The sequence below is a fragment of the Methylotenera sp. E1MeOHC1 genome, from assembly GCF_058745595.1.
This window is the reverse complement of record NZ_CP196025.1, coordinates 431,720-452,786: the sequence shown is the minus strand read 5'-3', so window position 1 is coordinate 452,786 and position 21,067 is coordinate 431,720. Positions and strand designations below refer to the sequence as shown.

Sequence of the window (21,067 nt, the reverse complement as noted above, 5' to 3'; positions counted from 1 at the left end):
TTTTTATCATTTAAGCTTAAGCCGCTAGCGTAAGTAGAGGGTCACTTAGGCTACATGGAGCACTATCTGTAAGCATTATCTCAAAGTCATCTATTGGCAGCGGTTTACTAAAGTAATACCCTTGGTAATGATCGCAACCATAATTCCGCAGGAAAGCAAGCTGCGCGTCAGTTTCAACCCCTTCAGCAATAATGTCTAGGTTCAATGCACGAGCCATCGCGATAATCGTAAGTATGATTGTTCTATCACTACTATCACTCGTAATCTCGCGTACAAAAGACTGATCAATCTTAAGTTGTGATAACGGTAGTTTTTTTAGATATTGCAATGATGAATAGCCCGTACCAAAATCATCTAATGAAAAGCGAATTTTCATGGCATTCAGCTCATTCATTTTAGTAATGATGTCATTAATGTTATCGACCAACATGCTTTCGGTAAGCTCAATCTTTAGCATAGATGGGTTGATATGATGACGCGCGATGGATTTGCGCACTTGTTCCACAAAATTTACTTGATTGAATTGCTTTGCACTCACGTTAACAGCCAACTCAATGTGGCTGGTGACTGCGTTTTTTTGCCAAATTGCCAGTTGAGCACAAGCCGTATCTAGCACCCATGCGCCTATCGGCACGATAAGCCCTGTTTCTTCAGCCAAAGGAATAAAGTGGGCGGGAGAAATCATGCCGCGCTCTGGGTGTTTCCAGCGAATTAATGCCTCAGCACCTACTGGTAGCCCTGTGCTATCAACTTGCACTTGATAATGTAGCTGAAACTGCTTTTCATTAAGTGCTTTGCGCAGGTCTCTTTCAAGTGCTACCCGGCTATTAATCGTGTCTTGCATCACTGGATCAAAAAATCGAATCATATTCCGACCAGCTTTTTTGGCTTGATACATTGCAATATCTGCCTGTTTCAGCAAGTCCTCTTCCGTCTGTGTTTGACTATCTAACATAGCCACACCGATGCTGAGCGTGCTGATATACTCATTACCATTCAGCAGATAGGGCTGATTCAATCTATTTAATAACTTCTCGCCGACGGCTTCTGTTTGTCCTGCAGCCTCAATGAGGTCTTCATTTAGCCCTTCCAACAGCACAACAAACTCGTCCCCACCGATGCGTGCAACGGTGTCGCCTTCTCGCACAGCGCTCTTCAGGCGGCTAGCCACCTGTTGCAACAGCATATCTCCAATATGATGACCTTGCGTGTCATTAAGCGTTTTAAAGTAATCCAGATCAAGAAACAAAAGCGCACTTTTACGCCCTAAGCTCTTGCTGGCCGTAACAGCCTTGGATAATCTATCCACAAAAAAGCGTCTATTAGGCAATGTGGTAAGCGGATCATAAAAAGCCAACAGGTGATTTTTCTCATCCACCGCTTTACGCTGGGTAATATCGGTAAGAATGGAAATATAACTTTCAGGTTTACCGTTGCTATTCATAAATGGAACGATTGTCGTATCCATCCAATACAACTGCCCGCCCTTGGTGCGATTGCATATTTCATGATGCCAGGTCTCACCTTTAGCGACTGTACGGTACATTTCCTTAAAAAACCCTTTAGGATGCTGACCAGAATTCATGATGGAATGATTCTGGCCAATTAACTCATCCTGAGCATAACCACTAATCTCACAGAATTTAGCATTGGCATAGGTAATGCGCCCCTGAATATCGGTCACGACCACATGCGCGTGCTTATCTAATGCAAATTTCTGATACTTGAGTTCCGTTAATGCGGATTTCCAGTAATCCTCAGCCCGTTGGCGCAGAGAAACCTCTTTACGTAAACCTTTATGTGTCTTCAAGAAAATAGACACACCAAGCAGCAAACTGACCAACATGACAATTTCAGAAGCCAAGCCACTAAGACTGGCATACTTTTGCTGCTGCTGTGAAGATTTTTGTAGACTACTATCAAACTCACGTAATCGTTCAATCATGATGGCATATAAGTGATTAATTTCACCATCTGACACTATCGATATAGTGGGGCCTAACAAATTTAGCCCACCCTTATTGATCAATGACTTATTTGACTCCTGAATAAATGTTTCTAATGCAGTGCGTATCACCACTACTTGCCTCTGCTGAGCTGGGTTATCAGCAGTAAGCTTTTGCATCTGGATAAGATTATCTAAGATATGCTCCAGCGTATTACTCACCCCCTTTGTAGCACTTTCATTGCCAGGCAACAGACTGGGCTTAAAACTTTCATTCTGGACAATTGGTATCGTTTGAATATTTTTTGATAGATTTAGTAAGGTGTACGTTCGTTTTAGCATGGCGCTATCAGATTTACTTTTATCTATGCTATGCACCATTGCTACAATTGAGATACACACTAGCGCTAGTGGCAGTAAAGTTTTGTTCTTAAAGTTAATTATTTTATGCATCGCTGATTCAAACCTTTCAAACTTCATCACCAATTGTTTAATACTGCTCTAGCTGTATCGTGACGCTACAACTTTACTGTTACGTTCTTAGTCAGCCAGCGACTATGCAATTACGGCCTACGCTAACTAAGAGAAATACCATCAACTACCACATTCATCTCTGCTAGGCTTTGCTTAACAATAGGCACAGCCAAGATGCTATATACTATTTATTTCAATAAAATGAATGAATTAGTTTTACTTGCAAATAACTTCGACAAATAAAAAAAGGTGTCTGATAACAAACCAACGCCCAATTCATCAGGAGTTAATTTCTTATCAAGACACCTTTGCCTTGTGCTACCTATTAATACGAGCCAGCTTTGACTCTAAACTTAAACTTTATCTCACTACATTCTTAACAGTCAGATCCTTTGTTAGCCCTCTATATACAATCACCTAGCATCCGGATTAATTCACTTAACGAAAAGATAATTTTCAGAATGTAAATACATATAAGCAATCATCATGCCAGCTGGAAACTTAACGGCTATTCCAGTGAGATTACTTAATAAAACCTCAATACTGGTAGGGAATATGCGTAATTTAATCAGTTTTGCATGCACGCCCAATATGCACCTACATTACCTAAAGCACCAAAAAAGTGCGGTTTATGGAGCTGCTGCTATTAGCGATAGGCGCATTTCAGGTTTTAAGTATCACCTATAGCTGGATATCAAGAGCCAATTGGGGACTGGATCTATTGATTCTAAAGTTAGCGCCACTTCAAATATCTCATACCAAAAAATACTTCATATCCAAATTTAGCCAACTGTTGCCGCACCCATTAATATTTAAAACATTACGCAGACATAAAACAGTTTATTTATACGTGTTCGCGCGGATTACCTAATATATTTATTCTTGGTAGTGTGATCAAAACAAATACTAAAACACACTATATCCTAGTGGTAATTGGGGATCTGCAGAAATGGCCATGCTCGAAGTGGAAATGAGCCTTTATGAAGCGATATTAGCTAGGCGCTCTGTGCGTAGCTACTCAACACAAAAGCTAGAAAAAGAAACGATTCCAAGCCTGCTGGAGGCAGCAATACGTGCGCCTACAGCCATGCATGGAGAGCCTTGGGGCTTTGTCATCATACAAAATAAAAAAACACTGAAAGAACTATCTGATCAAGCCAAAGCCATGTTACTCACTAGCAAGGACTCTGACCAACCACAGCCATCAGTTAAGTTTTTTGAGCAATTAGTTAATCAGGATTTTAATATTTTCTATAACGCAGGCACGCTCATCTTAATTTGCTGCAACACCATATTAACTGCGTCTGAAGCGGACTGTTGGTTAGCAGCTGAAAACCTGATATTGGCAGCATGTGCCATGGGCTTGGGCACATGTATTATTGGCTGCGCCACCCCTATTCTAAATTTATCAGAGGTTAAAACCAAACTAGGCATTGCTAGTGAATTTACAGTAGTTGCACCGATTATTGTCGGCTATCCCAGCGATACGCCAGTGCGCAGTTCACGTAAACATCCTAGAATTTTGGCAAATATTCAAACTAATTAAATGCACAAAATTTAGTCAATCTGATGAGTAACGCAAGTTAAGCCATAAGTAATGCAAATGGAGAGGATGTAAATAAAAATGTACAAACAAATTCTCTGCCCGATAGACGGAAGCAACACTTCAAACTGCGGTATGGTAGAAGCGATTAACCTTGCCAAGGTCCATCATGCAAAACTTAGATTCTTGCATGTGGTTGATACTTATTTCCCCATTTTGGATGCCAATGGCGACCTCAATGTGTTGTACCTAGCAGATATTCAACGTAGCCAAGGTGAAAAGATACTAAAAGCCGCTGAAGATAGCGCGCTACAATCTGGCGTATCTGCCGACAGCAAAATCATAGAAAGCATAGGTGAACGTGTATCAACGCTGATTATTAAACAAGTAGAAGAATGGCCTGCAGATTTAATTGTGATGGGGACACACGGCTTACGTGGGTTTGCGCGCTTTATGATGGGCAGTGATGCCGATGCTGTTATTAAACAAAGCCATGTACCGGTACTGTTGGTTAAAACAAACACATAGTTATTCATCTCAACAAAATATTTAACGATAATTGAAGGGAAATATCATGACTATCCGCACAGTTTGTAATCACGAAGTAATCACCGTAAAAGAAGATGCAACGGTATTTGAAGCTGCACAATTAATGCGTAACCATCATGTAGGCGATGTTGTTGTCGTTAAAGAGAATCAGGGTAAATTAACGCCAGTAGGCATCGTTACTGATCGTGACTTAGTGATAGAAGTCGTCGCCACCGCATTAGATTGCAAAGTGATTACCGTTAGCGACATTATGGTTAGGCACTTATCAGTTTTAGAAGAAAGTGCTGGGGTATTTGAAACCATACAAACCATGACTTCAAAAGGCGTACGAAGACTACCCACTGTGGACGACACAGGTGTGTTAACTGGCATAATAACGCTGGATGATTTATTAGTATTGCTCTCAAAAGAAATGGGGACACTGACCAAATTAATCTCTCGCGAACTTAAAAATGAGGCCGCGACCAGACGTTAAACAGGACTAAATCTAGTAGATACTAGGCACATCTCTGTACTAGCCGCTAAAGCTGGCTTGCTACTATCCGTTTTAACGAGTTCACGCATATTTCAGGTAAAATAGCGCTTTTAAATCAAATCTATCAAAACATGTCATCGCTTCAAGACGAAATCTCCCGCCGCCGTACTTTTGCTATTATTTCTCACCCCGATGCTGGTAAAACCACACTGACCGAAAAACTACTTTGGTTTGGTGGTGCAATTCAGGTAGCCGGTGAGGTGCGCGGCCGCAAGGCAGCCCGTCACGCGACGTCAGACTGGATGGAACTTGAGAAACAACGCGGTATTTCTGTGACTTCATCAGTGATGCAGTTCCCTTACCGTGAGCACATGATTAACCTGCTCGATACCCCAGGCCATGATGACTTTTCTGAAGATACTTATCGTACATTAACCGCAGTGGACTCTGCGGTGATGGTGATTGACTCTGTAAACGGCGTGGAAGCGCAAACCATTAAACTGTTAAATGTGTGTCGCATGCGTGACACACCGATTATCACGTTTATCAACAAACTAGACCGTGAAAGCCGCCCACCCATTGAGTTGCTCGATGAAATTGAAACCACGCTCGGTATGGAATGTGCACCGATGACATGGCCAATCGGCATGGGTAAAGGCTTCCGCGGTGTTTATCATTTGTATAACGACGAAATCTCGTTCTTTGATCCACGTGCGGAAAAAGGCACCTCTGAAACCATTAAAGGCTTAGATAACCCACGCGTAGATGAGTTATTAGGTCGTCAAGCTGAGGAATTGCGTATTGATATTGAGCTTGTGCGTGGTGCATCCCATGAGTTTAATAAAGAGCGTTATCTAAACGGCAAACAAACACCAGTGTTCTTTGGCTCTGCCATTAACAACTTTGGCGTGCAATCATTGCTGGATGCCGTAGTAGATTTATCTCCACCGCCACAATCTCGCAACACGGCAAGCCGCCCTGTAGAAGCCAATGAAGGTAAGTTCTCAGGCTTTGTGTTTAAGATTCAAGCCAACATGGACCCGAAACACCGTGACCGTATTGCGTTCTTGCGTGTATGTTCCGGCCGTTTTGAGCGTGGCATGAAGGTGAAGCAAGTTGCCACAGGCAAAACATTGAGCGTAAACAATGCCATCACATTTATGGCGCAAGACCGTACCACCATGGATGAGGCGTACTCTGGCGACATTATTGGTATTCCAAACCACGGCACCGTGAAGTTAGGCGACACCTTCAGTGAAGGCGAAAACCTTAAGTTCACGGGTATTCCATCATTTGCCCCAGAGTTTTTCCGCCGTGCGCGCATTAAGAACCCGATGAAAATGAAGCAACTGCAAATTGGCCTAAAACAGTTAGCTGAAGAAGGTGCTGCACAACTGTTCCGACCTCTGCTTTCAAACGACTTGATTTTAGGTGCGGTTGGTATGTTGCAGTTTGAGGTGGTCGCCCATCGTTTGGAGCATGAATACAGTGTAGACATGGTGTTTGAACCATACGATTGCTACACCGCACGCTGGTTACGCGGCTCTGACGCAGATTTAAAAACCATTGCAGATAAATATGGCTTTAACGTGGCGTTAGATGGTGCCGATGATTATGTGTACTTAGCGCCTAACCGCGTTAACCTGCAAATGGCACAAGAACGCTATCCGGATATTCAATTTTTGGAAACACGTGAAATTGCCTAACTCTAGCTCCAAAGCAGCCTCAAAATAGCCTTGATCATGATGAGATGGTGCACAAACATCTTCTCATCACGGCTGAAGCTATATTGGAAAGCGTAACATCATGACACTGTGCCCATGCGATAGCGGTAAACCTTACCATCTATGCTGTGAGGTTTACCATCTTGGCACCCCTGCCCCCACTGCAGAAGCACTTATGCGCTCACGTTATAGTGCCTATGCGCTTGTAAGCAGCAAGCCTGATTTAAAAGATTACCTACTGCGCACTTGGCACCCAGACTCACGCCCGCAAGACCTGAATCTAGAGGGTGACGAGACAATCAAATGGCTAGGCTTGCAAGTGAAGCGCCATCAAAACTTAGATGCTGAAAATGCAACTGTCTCGTTTGTTGCGCGTTACAAATATGCCAACAACTTGGGTGGAAAAGCTGAAAGACTACAGGAAACCAGTCGTTTCAAACGGATTGATCATTGCTGGTTTTACCTAGATGGTGATTATCAGTAATCAACACGTATCCGCGATATTGGGGAGTCACCACTTACCTAAACCCTGCAGAGGCTAGAAGGTAGCAGCTTTAATTCACACAATCGTCATCAATGTGAAATAAAAACATCACCTTAACTTCACATTCAAATACTATGATGCACCTTATTACGCGCTTATCCCATTGTATGTCGATGGCGGCGCTCACATGAGATCATCATCATGGTGTATGAAAAATCCACGCGTGGTTTTAATGAGTTTGCAAGCAACCAACGTACATTAAGTGTGCGGGAGCGCCAAGTATTATTACTGGTGAATGGTGTACGTAATCTGGATGATCTGAACAAGTTTTTTAAGCAGGAGCAACTGCTAGACACGATTAAAAAACTGGAATCTGAAGGTTATATTCAACGTCCGCAGGATCAGCAAGCACAGCAAGCCATGCCTGTCGCTCCGCACACATCTACAATTACACTTTCTTTACTTGAAGCAGCAGACCAAGCCGCGCCAATCTGTCCGACAAAGCTGACTGCAGTAAAAAGCATACTGATAGAAGCCACCGATGATTATCTCGGCATGATGGGGCGAGCGATTAAGACTAAAATTGAAAATTGCGAGAATGAAACCAGCTTAAGACAATGTATCTCAAGCTGGCATATGGCAATGCGAGAATCTAAACTTGGGCGAGAATCTGCCAGCTTTTTAATGGAGCAAATTCACCAAACTCTAGAGGGAAATATCATTGACGCAACAAGTAGCGCACAACCCCAGCATTAAATCTGCGAGGGTTCGCTATCCACTCAGTAAGCGCTATGACTTAAGCGATCATTAAGCGTTTTCAAATGCCTCACACAACTGGCTTAGCAACTGACCAAAAATTGGCAATACGTCTTCTACACCATGTGGGCTATCATCATCTGTGCCAGCCACCACCAGTGCAATCACCAATTTATCGACATTCTCTCTAAATTGCGTCCAGTGCTCAGCCTCTGCATCCGCGATTAATTGGAATTTACTTAAACCTGACTCTACAATTTCAATTAACTCGGCATCTGGCAAACCTGCAAACAGGGTTTTTGCAATGGTAATTTGTGCTGTTGAAAAATCTGGTGTTATATTTTCTTGCGCTAATGGCACGGTAAAGAATGCATAGCTTAGTAACGCAAATGCTTGATATACACTCAACATATCAAAATTGTCACTACGCTCAGCTAGGGGTGAGCGGTCAGCAGATTGAATCGCCTTAAACGTCACATAGCAGCTCAAGTAATCGGCTGCATTCAATGCATCGTATTCATCTAAATTGGTATTAGGTGTTTCGTCATCGCGATGCGTGGCCGCCAAGCACAATGCATGCATAAGCTTTAAGCGTTGTGAATACGTCATTTCCATTTGGGGTCCTTATTAATCTTAAACAAAATAAACTGCTATTAATACTGCTGTTAATCAAGTGCAGGTATTGCTTCTAGCATTTCATGCAATACCAACCATCGTTCTTCTGCGGTTTCTAATTGCTGCGTTAAAGCTGCTTGCGTTTTTAACAGTGCTTGCAAAGCTGATTTATCTGCACTGGTGTAGAGCTCAGTATCATTCAACTGCTCGTCACACACTTTTTTATCGGTTTGCCACTGTGCCATATTGCGCTCAATTTGCTCAAGCTCTTTCAGCAAGGGGCGGCGCTCAGCGATTCTGGCCTGACGCTCGGCTTTGTTCAGTGCGCGGTCATTTTTATTAGGTTTATCTGTGGCAACTGCTTGAGTGGCTTGCTTTTCTTTTAAGCGCTGCTCATTTAACCATTGGCTGTAATCTTCTAAATCACCATCAAATGGCGCTGCCTTGCCATCTGCCACCAAGACAAATTCGTCGCATGTCGCACGTAGCAAGGCGCGATCATGTGACACCAGTATCACGCCACCTTCAAAGTCTTGCAAGGCAAGCGTTAGCGCATGGCGCATTTCAAGGTCTAAATGGTTGGTCGGCTCATCAAGTAATAGTAAGTTCGGGCGAGTCCAAATCAACAATGCCAATGCTAGGCGTGACTTTTCACCGCCAGAAAAATTAGCACAGGGCGACCTTGCCATATCACCTTTAAAGTCAAAACCACCTAAATAATTCAGGTGCTCCTGCTCGCGCGTGAGCGGGTCTAGCTTCATCATGTGCTGTAACGGTGAATCATCCGGACGCAATTGTTCCAGTTGATGCTGTGCAAAGTAGCCAATATTCAGGTCTTTGCCTTCTACACGCTTACCGTTTAATGGCGCTAACTCATGCGCCAATAATTTAATCAGCGTAGTTTTACCTGCGCCATTTTTGCCAAGTAAGCCAATACGCTCGCCCGGTCTGATGGCTAACTCTATATTGCTAATCAAAGGCTTATCGTGATAGCCCACACTCATACCATCCAGCACGAGCAAAGGGTCTGGCGCGGCGACGGGCGCTCTAAACTCAAAACCAAATTGTGAGTCTACATGCGCAGCAGAAATCATTTCCATACGCTCAAGTGCTTTAATGCGGCTTTGTGCCTGACGCGCCTTGGTGGCCTGCACGCGGAAACGGTCAATATAGCTTTGTAAATGGGCAACTTTGCGCTGCTGCTTTTCAAACATGGCTTGTTGCAACGCAAGCTTCTCTGCACGTTGACGCTCAAAATCCGAGTACCCACCACGGTACAGTGTCAATGTTTGCTGCTCAATATGTGCAATATGGTTCACAATCGCATCTAAGAAATCTCTATCATGCGAAATCAATAACAACGTGCCACGATAGCTCTGCAACCAGCCTTCTAGCCAAATCACCGCATCCAAGTCCAAGTGATTGGTAGGCTCATCTAGCAATAGCAGGTCTGAGCGACACATCAATGCACGCGCTAGATTCAAACGCACACGCCAACCACCAGAAAACGTAGATACAGGCTGCTGTAGTGCTGCCTGACTAAAGCCCAAGCCATTTAACAGTTCCGAGGCGCGCGCCTTTGCACTGTAGCCTTCAATATCGGTTAGGCGTTGATGTAACTCAGCAATCAGTTCGCCTTGATGGTTAGCCTCTGCTGCAACCAAGGCAACTTCAATTTCACGCAACTCAACATCGCCATCCAGCACAAACTCAATAGCAGGCATAGCTAACGCGGGAGTTTCCTGTGCAACATGCGCCACCACCCAGCTTGCTGGCATTTCCAAATCACCCAGCTCAGGATGCACCTCACCACGTAGCATAGCAAATAGAGAGGATTTCCCAGCGCCATTGGCGCCAGTTAAACCAACCTTATGACCCGGGTGCAGCTGCATGGATGCGCCTTGAATTAAAACTTTAAGGCCGCGTGTTAATGTAAGTTGTTTAAATTGAATCAAGTGATAACCATATGAATTAAATTGAGCCAAACAGGTCAACATGCGTTTGGCTTAATGCATGCATTTAAGGTAGCGAGAATGTGACTATTCACAATCTCTAACCGACTAAACCAGTTATTCTAAATGATTAACGTGCATAGTCTTAAACACTCTTTTATTTTTAAGCCATATTTGTAGGGATTTACCTAGTTTTACAACTGCATCACCTTGAATATCAATCAATACTGTCAATATTCAAGTAAAATGTGCGGTCTAAACATTTAACAATAAAACCCACATAATCAATGGTTAAAAAATCTCTACTTTGGGTTTACCGGGCGCTACTCTGGCTAGTTGGCATTTCAGCCGTTATCGTGCTGGCTATTGCACTAACGATTCATTTCTGGCTGATGCCAAATATCGGCCAGCATAAAGATGAAATCGCCGGTTTTGCCAGTAAATCTGCCAAGCAAAAAATCACTATTGGCGATATTAAAGCTGACTGGCAAGGAATCAATCCGCACTTACTGCTGAGTCACATTGATATTTTCGACACACAAAATCGCATCGCCTTACAATTAAAAACGATTGATGTGCGTTTGTCTTGGCTAAGCGTACCACTACTAGAGCCGCATTTAGCCGAGCTTATTATCCGCGAGCCAGCACTCACAGTACGCCGCAATACCGAAGGTGAAATCTTTGTAGCGGGCATCAGCATGGCTGGAGAATCCAACCCCGACTTAACCAACTGGCTATTAAGGCAGAATAAATTAGCCATCACTAATGCCAAAGTACTATGGCTGGACGAACTTAGACACGCACCTGAGCTAAGCCTAAACCAACTGAACGTAGAAGTCCTCAGCCCACCTTGGAGGAGCTTGATTCGGAACCATAGCTTCACAGTGAGCGCATTGCCATCCATAGGTAGCCGCTACCCGTTGCAAGTCACTGGTAGTTTTTATGGCAGCGATGTTCGCCAAACGCAAAACTGGCATGGCAATTTACACGTACAACTCAAAAATGCAGATTTAGCTGCTTACAAAACTTGGGTTGACTACCCTGTTGACCTTAAATCTGGCATCGGCAGCACCAATGTTGTGATTGATTTCTCACACCATCAGGTGCAATCCATCAACAGCCATGTTGCATTAGCAAACATTCAGTTACAAACTAAGCATCACCTTGCGCCACTGGTGTTAGACAAACTATCTGGCAATATCATTTGGAAAAATCTAAGCAAAAGCCCACTACTCGGCATATCGACTAAATTTGGCCAGTCGTTAAATGTGAGTGTACTCAACGCCAGTGCGGTTAACGGCCTTAATCTGAAAGACGTTACAGCAAACTACACGCAGACGGCAGACGGCAAACAAGACTTTAATTTAGCTATGCCTAACCTAGCGTTGGCTAATATTCAAGCAAACTTGTCGCAATTACCACTCCCTGAGCAACTCATTGCGCCGATCAGCGCTATTAACCCACAAGGTGAGCTTACAGACCTGAATCTGGTGTGGCAGGCACAAAACAACATCACCAAAAGTTACCAAGTAACTACCAAGTTTAATCATTTAACAACAAATGCCTACCTGCAGATACCAGGCTTTGGCAATTTGTCTGGTGAATTTAAGGCTAATCAAAAATCAGGGTCACTACTAATAGATAGCAAACAAGCGCATGTGGATGCAAAAGGCACATTACGCTGGCCTATCCCATTCGATACGCTTGAGGGAAAGATCACATGGAACATCAACCCTAATAACACCAAAATTGACGTTAATGCATTAACCATGAGTAGCCCGCATTTATCAGGCACCCTGAATGCAAGCTATCTCATGGACGGTAAAAAAGGTGGCTACCTAGACTTAAAAGGTAAGTTCAATAACGGCAATGCCAAATATGCCAAATTTTATTACCCTAACATGCTGGGGGAAGCCACCATTAACTGGTTAGATACTTCCATACTAGAGGGCAAGGCTAACGATATTAATGTAACCGTTAAAGGCAGGTTAGCTGACTTCCCTTTTGTGGATAGTAAAAACCACCAAGACCCGAAACTGGGGATATTCCGCGTTACCGCCAAGGTGACCGATGCGCTTTTAGAGTACGGTACAGGCTGGCCCGTGATTGAGAAACTAGGCCTAGACCTGCTGTTTGAAGGCAACCGCATGGAACTCAATGCACACACTGGGCACATATTCGGTAATCAAATTATTAAGAACAAAACCACCATCGCCCAATTGGATGCTGACTACCCTATTCTCAATGTGCAATCCGAGTTACAAGGCCCTGTAAGTGAAGGCATTGTTTTTGTAAATAAAAGCCCGGTACACACGCTCACTGAAGGCTTTACCGACACGCTTAAAACCAGCGGCAACGGCAAACTTGGCTTAGGCTTAAGCATCCCGCTTGCTGACGTGGATGCATCTAAATATAAAGGCATTTACCAAATTACCAACGGCAAAATGGAAAGTGAAGACATTCCAACACTGACACAAATTAACGGTAATTTAGAGTTCACAGAAGCTAGCCTAAGCGCTAAAAACATTAAGGCCTACGCGTTCGGCTCCCCACTTGCTTTTAATTTAAGCTCAGGTAAAGACAAATCCGTACGTGTGCAGGTAAAAGGCAAACTAAGTGACAGTAGCGTCAAACAGATGCTAACAGACCACTCATTGGCAAAAGCGAATGATTACATCAGCGGCAGCACCGAATGGCTAGGCGATATATTGATCCAGAAGCCGCGTGTCAGCATTGGCATCCGCTCTGATTTAGTTGGCATTGCCTCAGGTTTGCCTGCTCCATTTGATAAAAATGCCAATCAGCCACTCAGTTTACGTGTCGATAAAAAAATAGACACCAACAGCAGTTCTCTTTTTGTCAATATTGGCAATAAAGCTGGCGCAAAAATCACCAGCATTTTGAAAGACGGCAAGTTTGAGCTTAACAATGCCAATATCCAGCTTGGCGGCGACGTTAAAGTGGAATCTCCCGTCAGTAATGAATCAGGCAAACCAGCAGGCATTGCACTAAGCGGTAATTTAGATTATCTGAACGCAGATGCATGGCGTTATGTAGCAAAAAATCTTGCAGACTCGTCTAGTCAATCGGTGAAGTTGCCTATTCAAAAGGTAGCAGTCTCGATTAAGGCGCTCGATATTTTTAACCGTCGCCTTAACCAAGTCAATATTACCGAACTGAATACCGAAGATAATTTACGCATTACGCTGCAAAGCAAAGAAATTACTGGCAACTTACAATGGATTGACCAGAAAAATGGCAAGCTAATTGCGCGATTAAGTAACTTCACTATCCCAGAAACTGCGCCAGACCAACTATCTGCAGCAAGTAATGTGACGGACAATAAAAACTTAAAACAATTTACCAAGTTAGAACAGGACTACCCTGCGCTAGACATTACTGCCGATAACTTTGTGTTTCAGAAAAAGAATCTGGGTAGTTTAGAGCTGATTGCTTACCCTGAGAATGACAACTGGGATATCCAAAAAATCAAATTTAACACGCCAGAAGGCACGATAAGCGCAGAGGGGCAATGGAACAATTGGGTAAGAAACGCCAACACATCCCTCAATGTCCGCTGGGACATTAAAGATCTTGGGAAAACGCTGGCGAGACTGGGTTATGCAGAAACGATTATGGACGGCGAAGGCAAGCTCACTGGGCAACTGCGTTGGCCAGGTAGCCCACACCAATTTGATACTACGCGCCTCAGCGGCGAACTGAAGTTTGACGTGCGTAAAGGCCAGATTTTACAAGTGCAGCCAGGCGTGGGTAGACTGCTAGGCTTACTCAGCCTGCAAAGTTTGCCACGGCGCCTGACATTAGATTTTAGAGACTTATTTAGCAATGGCTTTGCTTTTGACAAAATCAATGCAACCGTTAAAATTGACCAAGGCATGATGCGCAGCGACAACTTTAAAATGGCTGGCCCGGCGGCAGATGTGCGCATTAAAGGTGAAATCAGCATCCCGAAGGAGACGCAACATCTTTTTGTTAACGTTTCGCCGAGGATTAGTGATAGCATTTCGCTTGCTGCATTGGCTGGTGGGCCACTAGTAGGGGCCGTAGCGTTTTTAGCCCAAAAGGTGTTGAAAGACCCTTTGAATAAAATTGCATCGACTGATTACGAAATCATTGGCACTTGGGATACCCCACAGGAAGTGAAGCCTGAAGATGAGTCGAAAAAGAGCCAGAACAACCCGCTCATTAATTAGTTAATAAACAAGCCAGTGCATCGGCTTTAAGAAGAATTTAAAACTATTTGGATATTACATGGCTATCACCTCTCGCGTTACCACAACCAAAGCAAAACTCAGCAGCCAAAATTCCGCCAAAGGCATTATCAAAATGGCAGCGATTCAAATGGCGTCTGGCCCTCATGTCAGTGCCAACTTAAGCGAAGCTGAACGTCTGATTGAAATTGCCGCTAACCAAGGGGCTAAATTAATTGTACTGCCTGAGTACTTTGCCATCATGGGCTTGAAAGAATCTGACAAAGTCACCGCTCGTGAAGAAGAAGGCAAAGGCCCGATTCAAGACTTTTTAAGCAAAATTGCAAAAAAACATAAAATCTGGTTAATTGGCGGCTCAGTGCCTTTAGTCTGCAATGTTCCCAATAAAGTACGCAATAGCTGCTTGGTTTATGACGACAAAGGCAAACAAGTTGCGCGCTACGATAAAATCCATCTGTTTGGCCTAAAACTAGGCAATGAGCATTACACAGAAGAAAAAACGATTGAAGCCGGCGATACGGTTAAAGTGATTGATAGCCCATTTGGCAAAATTGGCCTATCAATCTGCTACGACCTACGCTTCCCTGAGCTCTATAGAGCCATGGGCGAGGTAAACATTATTGTGGTGCCTTCTGCATTTACCGACACTACAGGTAAAGCCCACTGGGAAAGCTTAATCCGTGCGCGTGCGATTGAAAACTTAAGCTACGTGATTGCGCCGGCACAAGGTGGCTACCATATATCAGGTCGTGAAACTCACGGTAATAGCATGATTGTAGACCCATGGGGTGTGGTGCTGGATAGATTGCCGCGCGGTTCAGGGGTTGTCATGGCAACCATGAACCCAACTTACCAAGAAAGTTTAAGAAAAAGTTTGCCTGCGCTGAAACATCGCACCATTAAGGTTGTCGGACAACAATAGCTTCAAGCATCAAATTTACCCGTTACGTTGCAAATGAATACCTCTGCAACGTAACGCTAGGTATTAAAATAACTAGACCATGAACACCCTGCCCCATTTGCGATAGTGGTTGCATGATAGATATTCATTAGATAGCCAACCTAATAGCTTATTGCCTTATAAACTCAAGTATTTACCGAATTCTTTTTGAAAAGAAACCCATGAAAACGCAAGAACCACAAACTAACGCCAATCTCATTAAAGGTTCACATTTTGATGCAGCAACAGAGGCGTTGCTTGCACCGGCTAACCTTGATGTAGCGAAACTGCAAAACGTCCTCGCTGATATGATGTCGCATCAAATCGACTATGCCGACTTGTACTTTCAATATAGCCGTAGCGAAAGCTGGGGGCTGGAAGAAGGACAGGTTAAATCGGGTAACTTTTCCATAGACCAAGGCGTAGGCGTGCGTGCAGTGAGCGGTGAAAAAACCGCTTTTGCTTACTCAGATGATATTAATTTAAAAGCGTTGCTAGAAGCCGCTAAAGCGACTAAATCCATCTCTAGCTTAGGTAATGAACAAACTGCCAGCGCGATTATCAAGCCACAATCGCCACAGTTATATTTACCGCACGACCCGATTGCATCACTCTCCGCAGATGCAAAGGTAAAGTTATTAGAGCATTTAGAATCAATCGCAAGAAAGTTAGACCCACGCATTACACAAGTGACGGCATCAATTGCCGGTGAATATGAAGTGGTCATGGTGGCACGCCATGATGGCGTGATGGCGGCAGACATTCGCCCTTTAGTACGGGTTGGCATTAACGTGATTGCCGAAAGCAATGGCCGTCGCGAGCAAGGCTCCGCAGGCGGTGGTGGCCGCTTTGATTACAGCTACTTCACCGATGAAATTTTGCAAGAGTATGCGCAAAAAGCTGTGCATCAAGCAATAGTTAACTTAGATGCACGCCCTGCACCCGCTGGCAGCATGACCGTAGTTTTAGGTGCAGGCTGGCCAGGGATTTTATTACATGAGGCGATCGGTCACGGTTTGGAAGGCGACTTTAACCGCAAAGGCAGCTCTGCATTTAGCAATATGATTGGGCAGCAAGTGGCGGCAAAAGGCATCACAATTGTGGATGATGGCACGATTGCAGACCGCCGTGGCTCACTAAGTGTGGATGATGAAGGCAACCCTACCAATAAAACCGTATTGATTGAAGACGGCATCTTGCGTGGCTATATTCAAGATACACTCAATGCACGCCTGATGAATATGCCGCTAACAGGCAATGCGCGCCGCGAAAGTTATGCACATGTACCAATGCCACGCATGACCAACACTTATATGCTTAATGGCACAATACCACCTGAAGAAATCATTAAATCAGTGAAAAAAGGTTTGTACGCAGCTAATTTTGGCGGCGGTCAAGTAGACATTACCAGCGGCAAGTTTGTTTTTAGCGCGGCAGAAGCCTACATGATTGAGGATGGCAAAATCACTTACCCAGTGAAAGGCGCAACCCTGATTGGCAATGGCCCCGAGGTGCTAAAGCGCGTTTCCATGATTGGTAACGACATGGCACTGGATTCAGGCGTTGGCACTTGTGGTAAAGAGGGGCAAAGCGTACCGGTTGGCGTTGGGCAGCCTACCCTTAAAATTGACGGCTTAACGGTCGGCGGTACTGCCTAAATTAACGCAGATTTAATAACGCAGAATTTATATCGATTACGCCCTAACAGCCGTTATAATCTGCCCTTTTTCATCGCAATAAAATCATAAGCTCATGACGCAGAACACCCTGCCAATTCCCAATAAAGGCCAAGCCAATCGGCTAACACTTGCAAACAGTGGCGAGGATGCGTTTGCACTGGCGATGTTAGCAACAGCATCAAAAGCGCAAAAACCGCACCAGCCATTAGTGATTATCACGGCTGGCGGCTTTGATGCGCAAAGGCTGTTAGAAGAGATTCCGTATTTTGCGCCAGATTTAGCCGTGCACTTATTGCCGGATTGGGAAACACTGCCTTATGACCAATTTTCACCGCACCCTGACTTAATTTCAGACCGCCTCACTACGCTTTATCACATTGCACAGAACGCTTTTGATGTTGTGATTGTGCCGCTGGCAACCGCGCTGATTCGCTTAAGCCCCAAGGCTTATTTAAGTGCCAATACCTTTATGCTCAAAAAAGGGCAGACACTGGATATTGAAGCACTGAGATTACAATGCGCAGAAGCGGGCTATCATCATGTGACACAAGTGATCTCACATGGGGAGTTTAGTGTACGTGGTGGCTTGGTAGATTTATTCCCAATGGGCTCAGCGCTACCCTACCGTATTGATCTGTTTGACGATGAAATTGAAACCATCCGCACTTTTGATGTGGACACACAGCGCAGCCTATATCCAGTACCAGAAATCAGGCTACTGCCTGCACGTGAATTTCCACTAGATGAAGCAGGCATCGCCTTGTTCCGCAGTCAGTTCCGCGAAACGTTTGAAGGTGACCCGCAACGTGCAAAAATCTATAAAGACGTAAGTAAAGGTATCGCCTCAGGTGGCATTGAGTGGTATTTACCTTTGTTCTTTGAACAAACAGCCACCTTGCTAGATTATTTAGCGCCAGACAGCCTGCTATGTCTGCATGGTGATTTAGATTTAAGTGCGCAACAGTTCTGGCGCGAGGCACAATCGCGCTACCGCACTTTGGCACACGATGCCGAGCGCCCGTTACTACCGCCAGAAAATCTGCTGATTAAAACTGAAGACTTTTTCAGTACTACGCATACATTTGCCAGAGTGGTGCTCACTACAGGTAATACCGACACCAGCAAACCCACAAGCGCCCTACCAGCTCTCGATATTGAACGCCGCGCAGAACGACCTTTACATAAGCTGACCGAATTCATCAGTCAATTTAAGGGCCGCATCCTCATTGTGGCTGAAAGCCTGGGGCGTCGTGAAACCATGGCGCAATTGTTTGCAGAGCATGGTTTAAAAATCGCCATCTGTGAAACTTGGGCTGAATTTCAAGCCAGCGATGCACATGTGATGCTAGGTGTCAGCACCCTGCATCGTGGTGTGGTGTTTAGTGATAACCATGCACAGTCAATTGCCGTTATCACCGAAGCCGAGCTCTATGCTGCCACCGTGCGCCAACAGCGCCGCCGTGAAAAAGAAAAAGCCCGCAGCACAGAAGGCATGCTCAAAGATTTATCCGAGCTGCGCATCAACGACCCGGTAGTGCACGAACAGCACGGTGTAGGCCGCTATAAAGGTTTAATGAACCTTGACCTAGGCGAAGGTGAAACTGAGTTCTTGCTACTAGAGTATTACGGTGACGATAAACTGTATGTGCCGGTCTCGCAGCTATTTCTTATCTCGCGTTACTCTGGTGGCCCACCGGAATCTGCACCATTACACCGCTTAGGCAGCGGCAGCTGGGAAAAAGCCAAGAAAAAAGCGCTTAAACAAATCCGTGATACGGCGGCAGAGTTACTTAATCTGTACGCACAACGTGCGGCCAGACGTGGCCATGCATTTACCTTAAGCCTGCAAGATTACGAAGCATTCTGCGAAGGCTTTCCGTTTGAAGAAACTGCAGACCAGCTTGAAGCCATTGAAAATGTGATTAAAGACATGCAATCCGGTCGCCCGATGGATAGGCTGGTATGTGGTGACGTTGGCTTTGGTAAAACTGAGGTTGCATTACGCGCAGCATTTGTTGCGGTGATGGGTGGGCGTCAGGTGGCGGTATTGGTACCAACTACTCTGCTAGCCGAGCAGCACTTTAATAACTTTAGTGACCGCTTTGCCGAGTGGCCTATCAAAATTGCAGAAATTTCACGTTTCAGAACCGCAAAAGAGCAAGCTGAAGCCTTACGTGGGCTAGAAGCTGGTGAAATTGATATTATTATCGGTACCCACCGCTTGATTCAAAAAGACGTGAAGTTCAAAAACTTAGGTTTGGCGATTCTTGATGAAGAGCACCGTTTTGGCGTACGCCAAAAAGAGCAACTCAAAGCATTGCGTGCTGAGGTAGACGTGCTGACACTCACAGCAACCCCGATTCCGCGTACCTTAAGCATGGCGATGGAAGGCTTGCGTGAGTTTAGTGTGATTGCCACCCCACCGCAAAAACGCTTAAGTATTAAAACATTCCATACCGAATACTCAGAAGGCATTATCCGTGAAGCGGTAACCCGTGAGTTTAAACGCGGCGGTCAGGTTTACTTCCTGCATAATGAAGTAGATACGATACACTCCATGCGCGAAAAACTTGAGCGTATTCTGCCCGATGCACGCATTGCCGTTGCACACGGGCAGCTACGCGAGCGCGAGCTAGAGCATGTCATGCGTGATTTCTATCATCAACGCTACAACCTACTACTTTGCACCACCATTATTGAAACCGGTATTGATGTGCCAACCGCCAACACCATTATCATGAATAAAGCTGATATGTTTGGTTTGGCGCAAATGCACCAATTACGTGGCCGTGTTGGGCGCTCACACCATCAGGCTTATGCTTACCTGCTAACAGAAGCCGGACGTAAAATTACGGTACAGGCGCAAAAACGCTTAGATGCAATTCAGCTAATGGAAGACCTGGGCGCGGGTTTCCACCTAGCGATGCACGATTTAGAGATTCGCGGTGCAGGTGAATTGCTAGGTGATTCACAAAGCGGTGAAATGCAGGAAATCGGCTTTAATTTATATGCCGATATGTTAAACCATGCGGTGAAGCAACTAAAAGCCGGCAAAGAACCAGACTTAAATGCGCCACTAGGCGTCACCACAGAAATCAACCTGCACACCCCTGCACTACTCACTAATGAATATTGCCCTGATGTGCATGAACGGTTGGTCATCTATAAACGCCTAGCCAACTGTAACGATGACGATAGCTTAGACAACCTGCAAGAAGAGCTAATTGACCGCTTTGGCTTACTGCCTGAGCAAGGTGAGGCTTTGATGGCATGCCACCGCCTACGTATCGCCGCAAAACCGCTGGGGATTATTAAAATTGATGCATCGGATGCGGCAATTCAATTACAGTTTAATCCTAGAGCCGATATAGACCCGTTAAAACTGGTTAACTTGCTGCAGCGCGATAAAAGATGCCGTATGAACGGGCCAGATAAACTGAGAGTTTCTATCGCCTTAGAAGCCATTAACCTACGTGCCGACTTTGTGAAAAGCCTGCTCAAGGAATTTGTATAAAACACTTGGCGCGCTTATTTAGAAACACCTAAGCGTGCCAACGCCTTAACTACAAAGCATACTAGCCTCAGCCACTACGCCTCCATCAGCTTAACTGTCATATAAACTTCATTTAATATGGCTTGATTCTGATTATGATAGCGACTAAAAATCGCCATAAAAACATACAACTAAACCTTGTATCT

General features: G+C 44.7%; 13 protein-coding genes. 10 read left to right on the top strand and 3 right to left on the bottom strand.

Annotated elements, in window-relative coordinates:
* Window positions 1-16 precede the first annotated feature (16 nt).
* On the bottom strand, window positions 17-2,398 hold the full coding sequence (locus ACSSU7_RS02015) for an EAL domain-containing protein (RefSeq protein WP_492517080.1): 2,382 nt from the start codon (window positions 2,396-2,398) through the stop codon (window positions 17-19).
* A gap of 970 nt (window positions 2,399-3,368) precedes the next feature.
* On the opposite strand from ACSSU7_RS02015, the gene ACSSU7_RS02010 reads away from it, so the two are divergent.
* From ACSSU7_RS02010 to ACSSU7_RS01985, 6 genes are all read left to right on the top strand, one after another.
* A complete protein-coding gene (locus tag ACSSU7_RS02010; protein ID WP_492517079.1) occupies window positions 3,369-3,965 on the top strand; it encodes a nitroreductase family protein in 597 nt (198 codons plus the stop codon).
* A 78-nt stretch (window positions 3,966-4,043) separates the two neighbouring features.
* Window positions 4,044-4,490, top strand: coding sequence for a universal stress protein (locus tag ACSSU7_RS02005; RefSeq protein ID WP_492517078.1), 447 nt, complete (start codon window positions 4,044-4,046; stop codon window positions 4,488-4,490).
* Window positions 4,491-4,536: 46 nt separating this feature from the next.
* A complete protein-coding gene (locus tag ACSSU7_RS02000; protein WP_492517077.1) occupies window positions 4,537-4,986 on the top strand; it encodes a CBS domain-containing protein in 450 nt (149 codons plus the stop codon).
* A 131-nt stretch (window positions 4,987-5,117) separates the two neighbouring features.
* A complete protein-coding gene (locus tag ACSSU7_RS01995; RefSeq protein ID WP_019898077.1) occupies window positions 5,118-6,692 on the top strand; it encodes a peptide chain release factor 3 in 1,575 nt (524 codons plus the stop codon).
* A 100-nt stretch (window positions 6,693-6,792) separates the two neighbouring features.
* Entirely contained in the window at window positions 6,793-7,194 is a 402-nt protein-coding gene (locus ACSSU7_RS01990) for a YchJ family protein (protein WP_492517076.1), read from the top strand.
* 201 nt (window positions 7,195-7,395) lie between these two features.
* Window positions 7,396-7,950 carry a hypothetical protein gene (locus ACSSU7_RS01985; protein ID WP_492517075.1) on the top strand — a complete coding sequence of 185 codons (555 nt, stop codon included), beginning with the start codon at window positions 7,396-7,398 and terminating at the stop codon, window positions 7,948-7,950.
* Window positions 7,951-8,001: 51 nt separating this feature from the next.
* Here ACSSU7_RS01985 and ACSSU7_RS01980 read toward each other — a convergent pair whose 3' ends face one another.
* Together ACSSU7_RS01980 and ACSSU7_RS01975 are read right to left on the bottom strand one after the other, a co-directional pair.
* Window positions 8,002-8,565 (bottom strand): hypothetical protein, encoded by a 564-nt coding sequence (locus ACSSU7_RS01980; RefSeq protein WP_492517074.1) that lies wholly within the window; start codon window positions 8,563-8,565, stop codon window positions 8,002-8,004.
* Between the two features lie 50 nt (window positions 8,566-8,615).
* On the bottom strand, window positions 8,616-10,520 hold the full coding sequence (locus tag ACSSU7_RS01975; protein ID WP_492517073.1) for an ATP-binding cassette domain-containing protein: 1,905 nt from the start codon (window positions 10,518-10,520) through the stop codon (window positions 8,616-8,618).
* A 284-nt stretch (window positions 10,521-10,804) separates the two neighbouring features.
* Between ACSSU7_RS01975 and ACSSU7_RS01970 the strand changes: the two genes are divergently transcribed.
* The 4 genes from ACSSU7_RS01970 (at window position 10,805) to mfd (ending at window position 20,882) form a co-directional block, all read left to right on the top strand.
* On the top strand, window positions 10,805-14,731 hold the full coding sequence (locus ACSSU7_RS01970; RefSeq protein ID WP_492517072.1) for a YhdP family protein: 3,927 nt from the start codon (window positions 10,805-10,807) through the stop codon (window positions 14,729-14,731).
* Between the two features lie 58 nt (window positions 14,732-14,789).
* Window positions 14,790-15,671 (top strand): carbon-nitrogen hydrolase family protein, encoded by an 882-nt coding sequence (locus ACSSU7_RS01965; protein WP_492517071.1) that lies wholly within the window; start codon window positions 14,790-14,792, stop codon window positions 15,669-15,671.
* Window positions 15,672-15,871: 200 nt separating this feature from the next.
* A complete protein-coding gene (gene tldD / locus ACSSU7_RS01960) occupies window positions 15,872-17,347 on the top strand; it encodes a metalloprotease TldD (RefSeq protein ID WP_492517070.1) in 1,476 nt (491 codons plus the stop codon).
* A 94-nt stretch (window positions 17,348-17,441) separates the two neighbouring features.
* On the top strand, window positions 17,442-20,882 hold the full coding sequence (gene mfd / locus ACSSU7_RS01955; protein ID WP_492517069.1) for a transcription-repair coupling factor: 3,441 nt from the start codon (window positions 17,442-17,444) through the stop codon (window positions 20,880-20,882).
* The last annotated feature ends 185 nt before the right edge of the window (window positions 20,883-21,067 follow it).

Excerpts from the sequence above, each read along its gene's own strand:
- ACSSU7_RS02015 (WP_492517080.1), bottom strand. The coding sequence starts at position 2,398 with ATGCATAAAATAATTAACTTTAAGAACAAAACTTTACTGCCACTAGCG.
- ACSSU7_RS02010 (WP_492517079.1), top strand. The coding sequence starts at position 3,369 with ATGGCCATGCTCGAAGTGGAAATGAGCCTTTATGAAGCGATATTAGCT.
- ACSSU7_RS02005 (WP_492517078.1), top strand. The coding sequence starts at position 4,044 with ATGTACAAACAAATTCTCTGCCCGATAGACGGAAGCAACACTTCAAAC.
- ACSSU7_RS02000 (WP_492517077.1), top strand. The coding sequence starts at position 4,537 with ATGACTATCCGCACAGTTTGTAATCACGAAGTAATCACCGTAAAAGAA.
- ACSSU7_RS01995 (WP_019898077.1), top strand. The coding sequence starts at position 5,118 with ATGTCATCGCTTCAAGACGAAATCTCCCGCCGCCGTACTTTTGCTATT.
- ACSSU7_RS01990 (WP_492517076.1), top strand. The coding sequence starts at position 6,793 with ATGACACTGTGCCCATGCGATAGCGGTAAACCTTACCATCTATGCTGT.
- ACSSU7_RS01985 (WP_492517075.1), top strand. The coding sequence starts at position 7,396 with ATGGTGTATGAAAAATCCACGCGTGGTTTTAATGAGTTTGCAAGCAAC.
- ACSSU7_RS01980 (WP_492517074.1), bottom strand. The coding sequence starts at position 8,565 with ATGGAAATGACGTATTCACAACGCTTAAAGCTTATGCATGCATTGTGC.
- ACSSU7_RS01970 (WP_492517072.1), top strand. The coding sequence starts at position 10,805 with ATGGTTAAAAAATCTCTACTTTGGGTTTACCGGGCGCTACTCTGGCTA.
- ACSSU7_RS01965 (WP_492517071.1), top strand. The coding sequence starts at position 14,790 with ATGGCTATCACCTCTCGCGTTACCACAACCAAAGCAAAACTCAGCAGC.
- tldD (WP_492517070.1), top strand. The coding sequence starts at position 15,872 with ATGAAAACGCAAGAACCACAAACTAACGCCAATCTCATTAAAGGTTCA.
- mfd (WP_492517069.1), top strand. The coding sequence starts at position 17,442 with ATGACGCAGAACACCCTGCCAATTCCCAATAAAGGCCAAGCCAATCGG.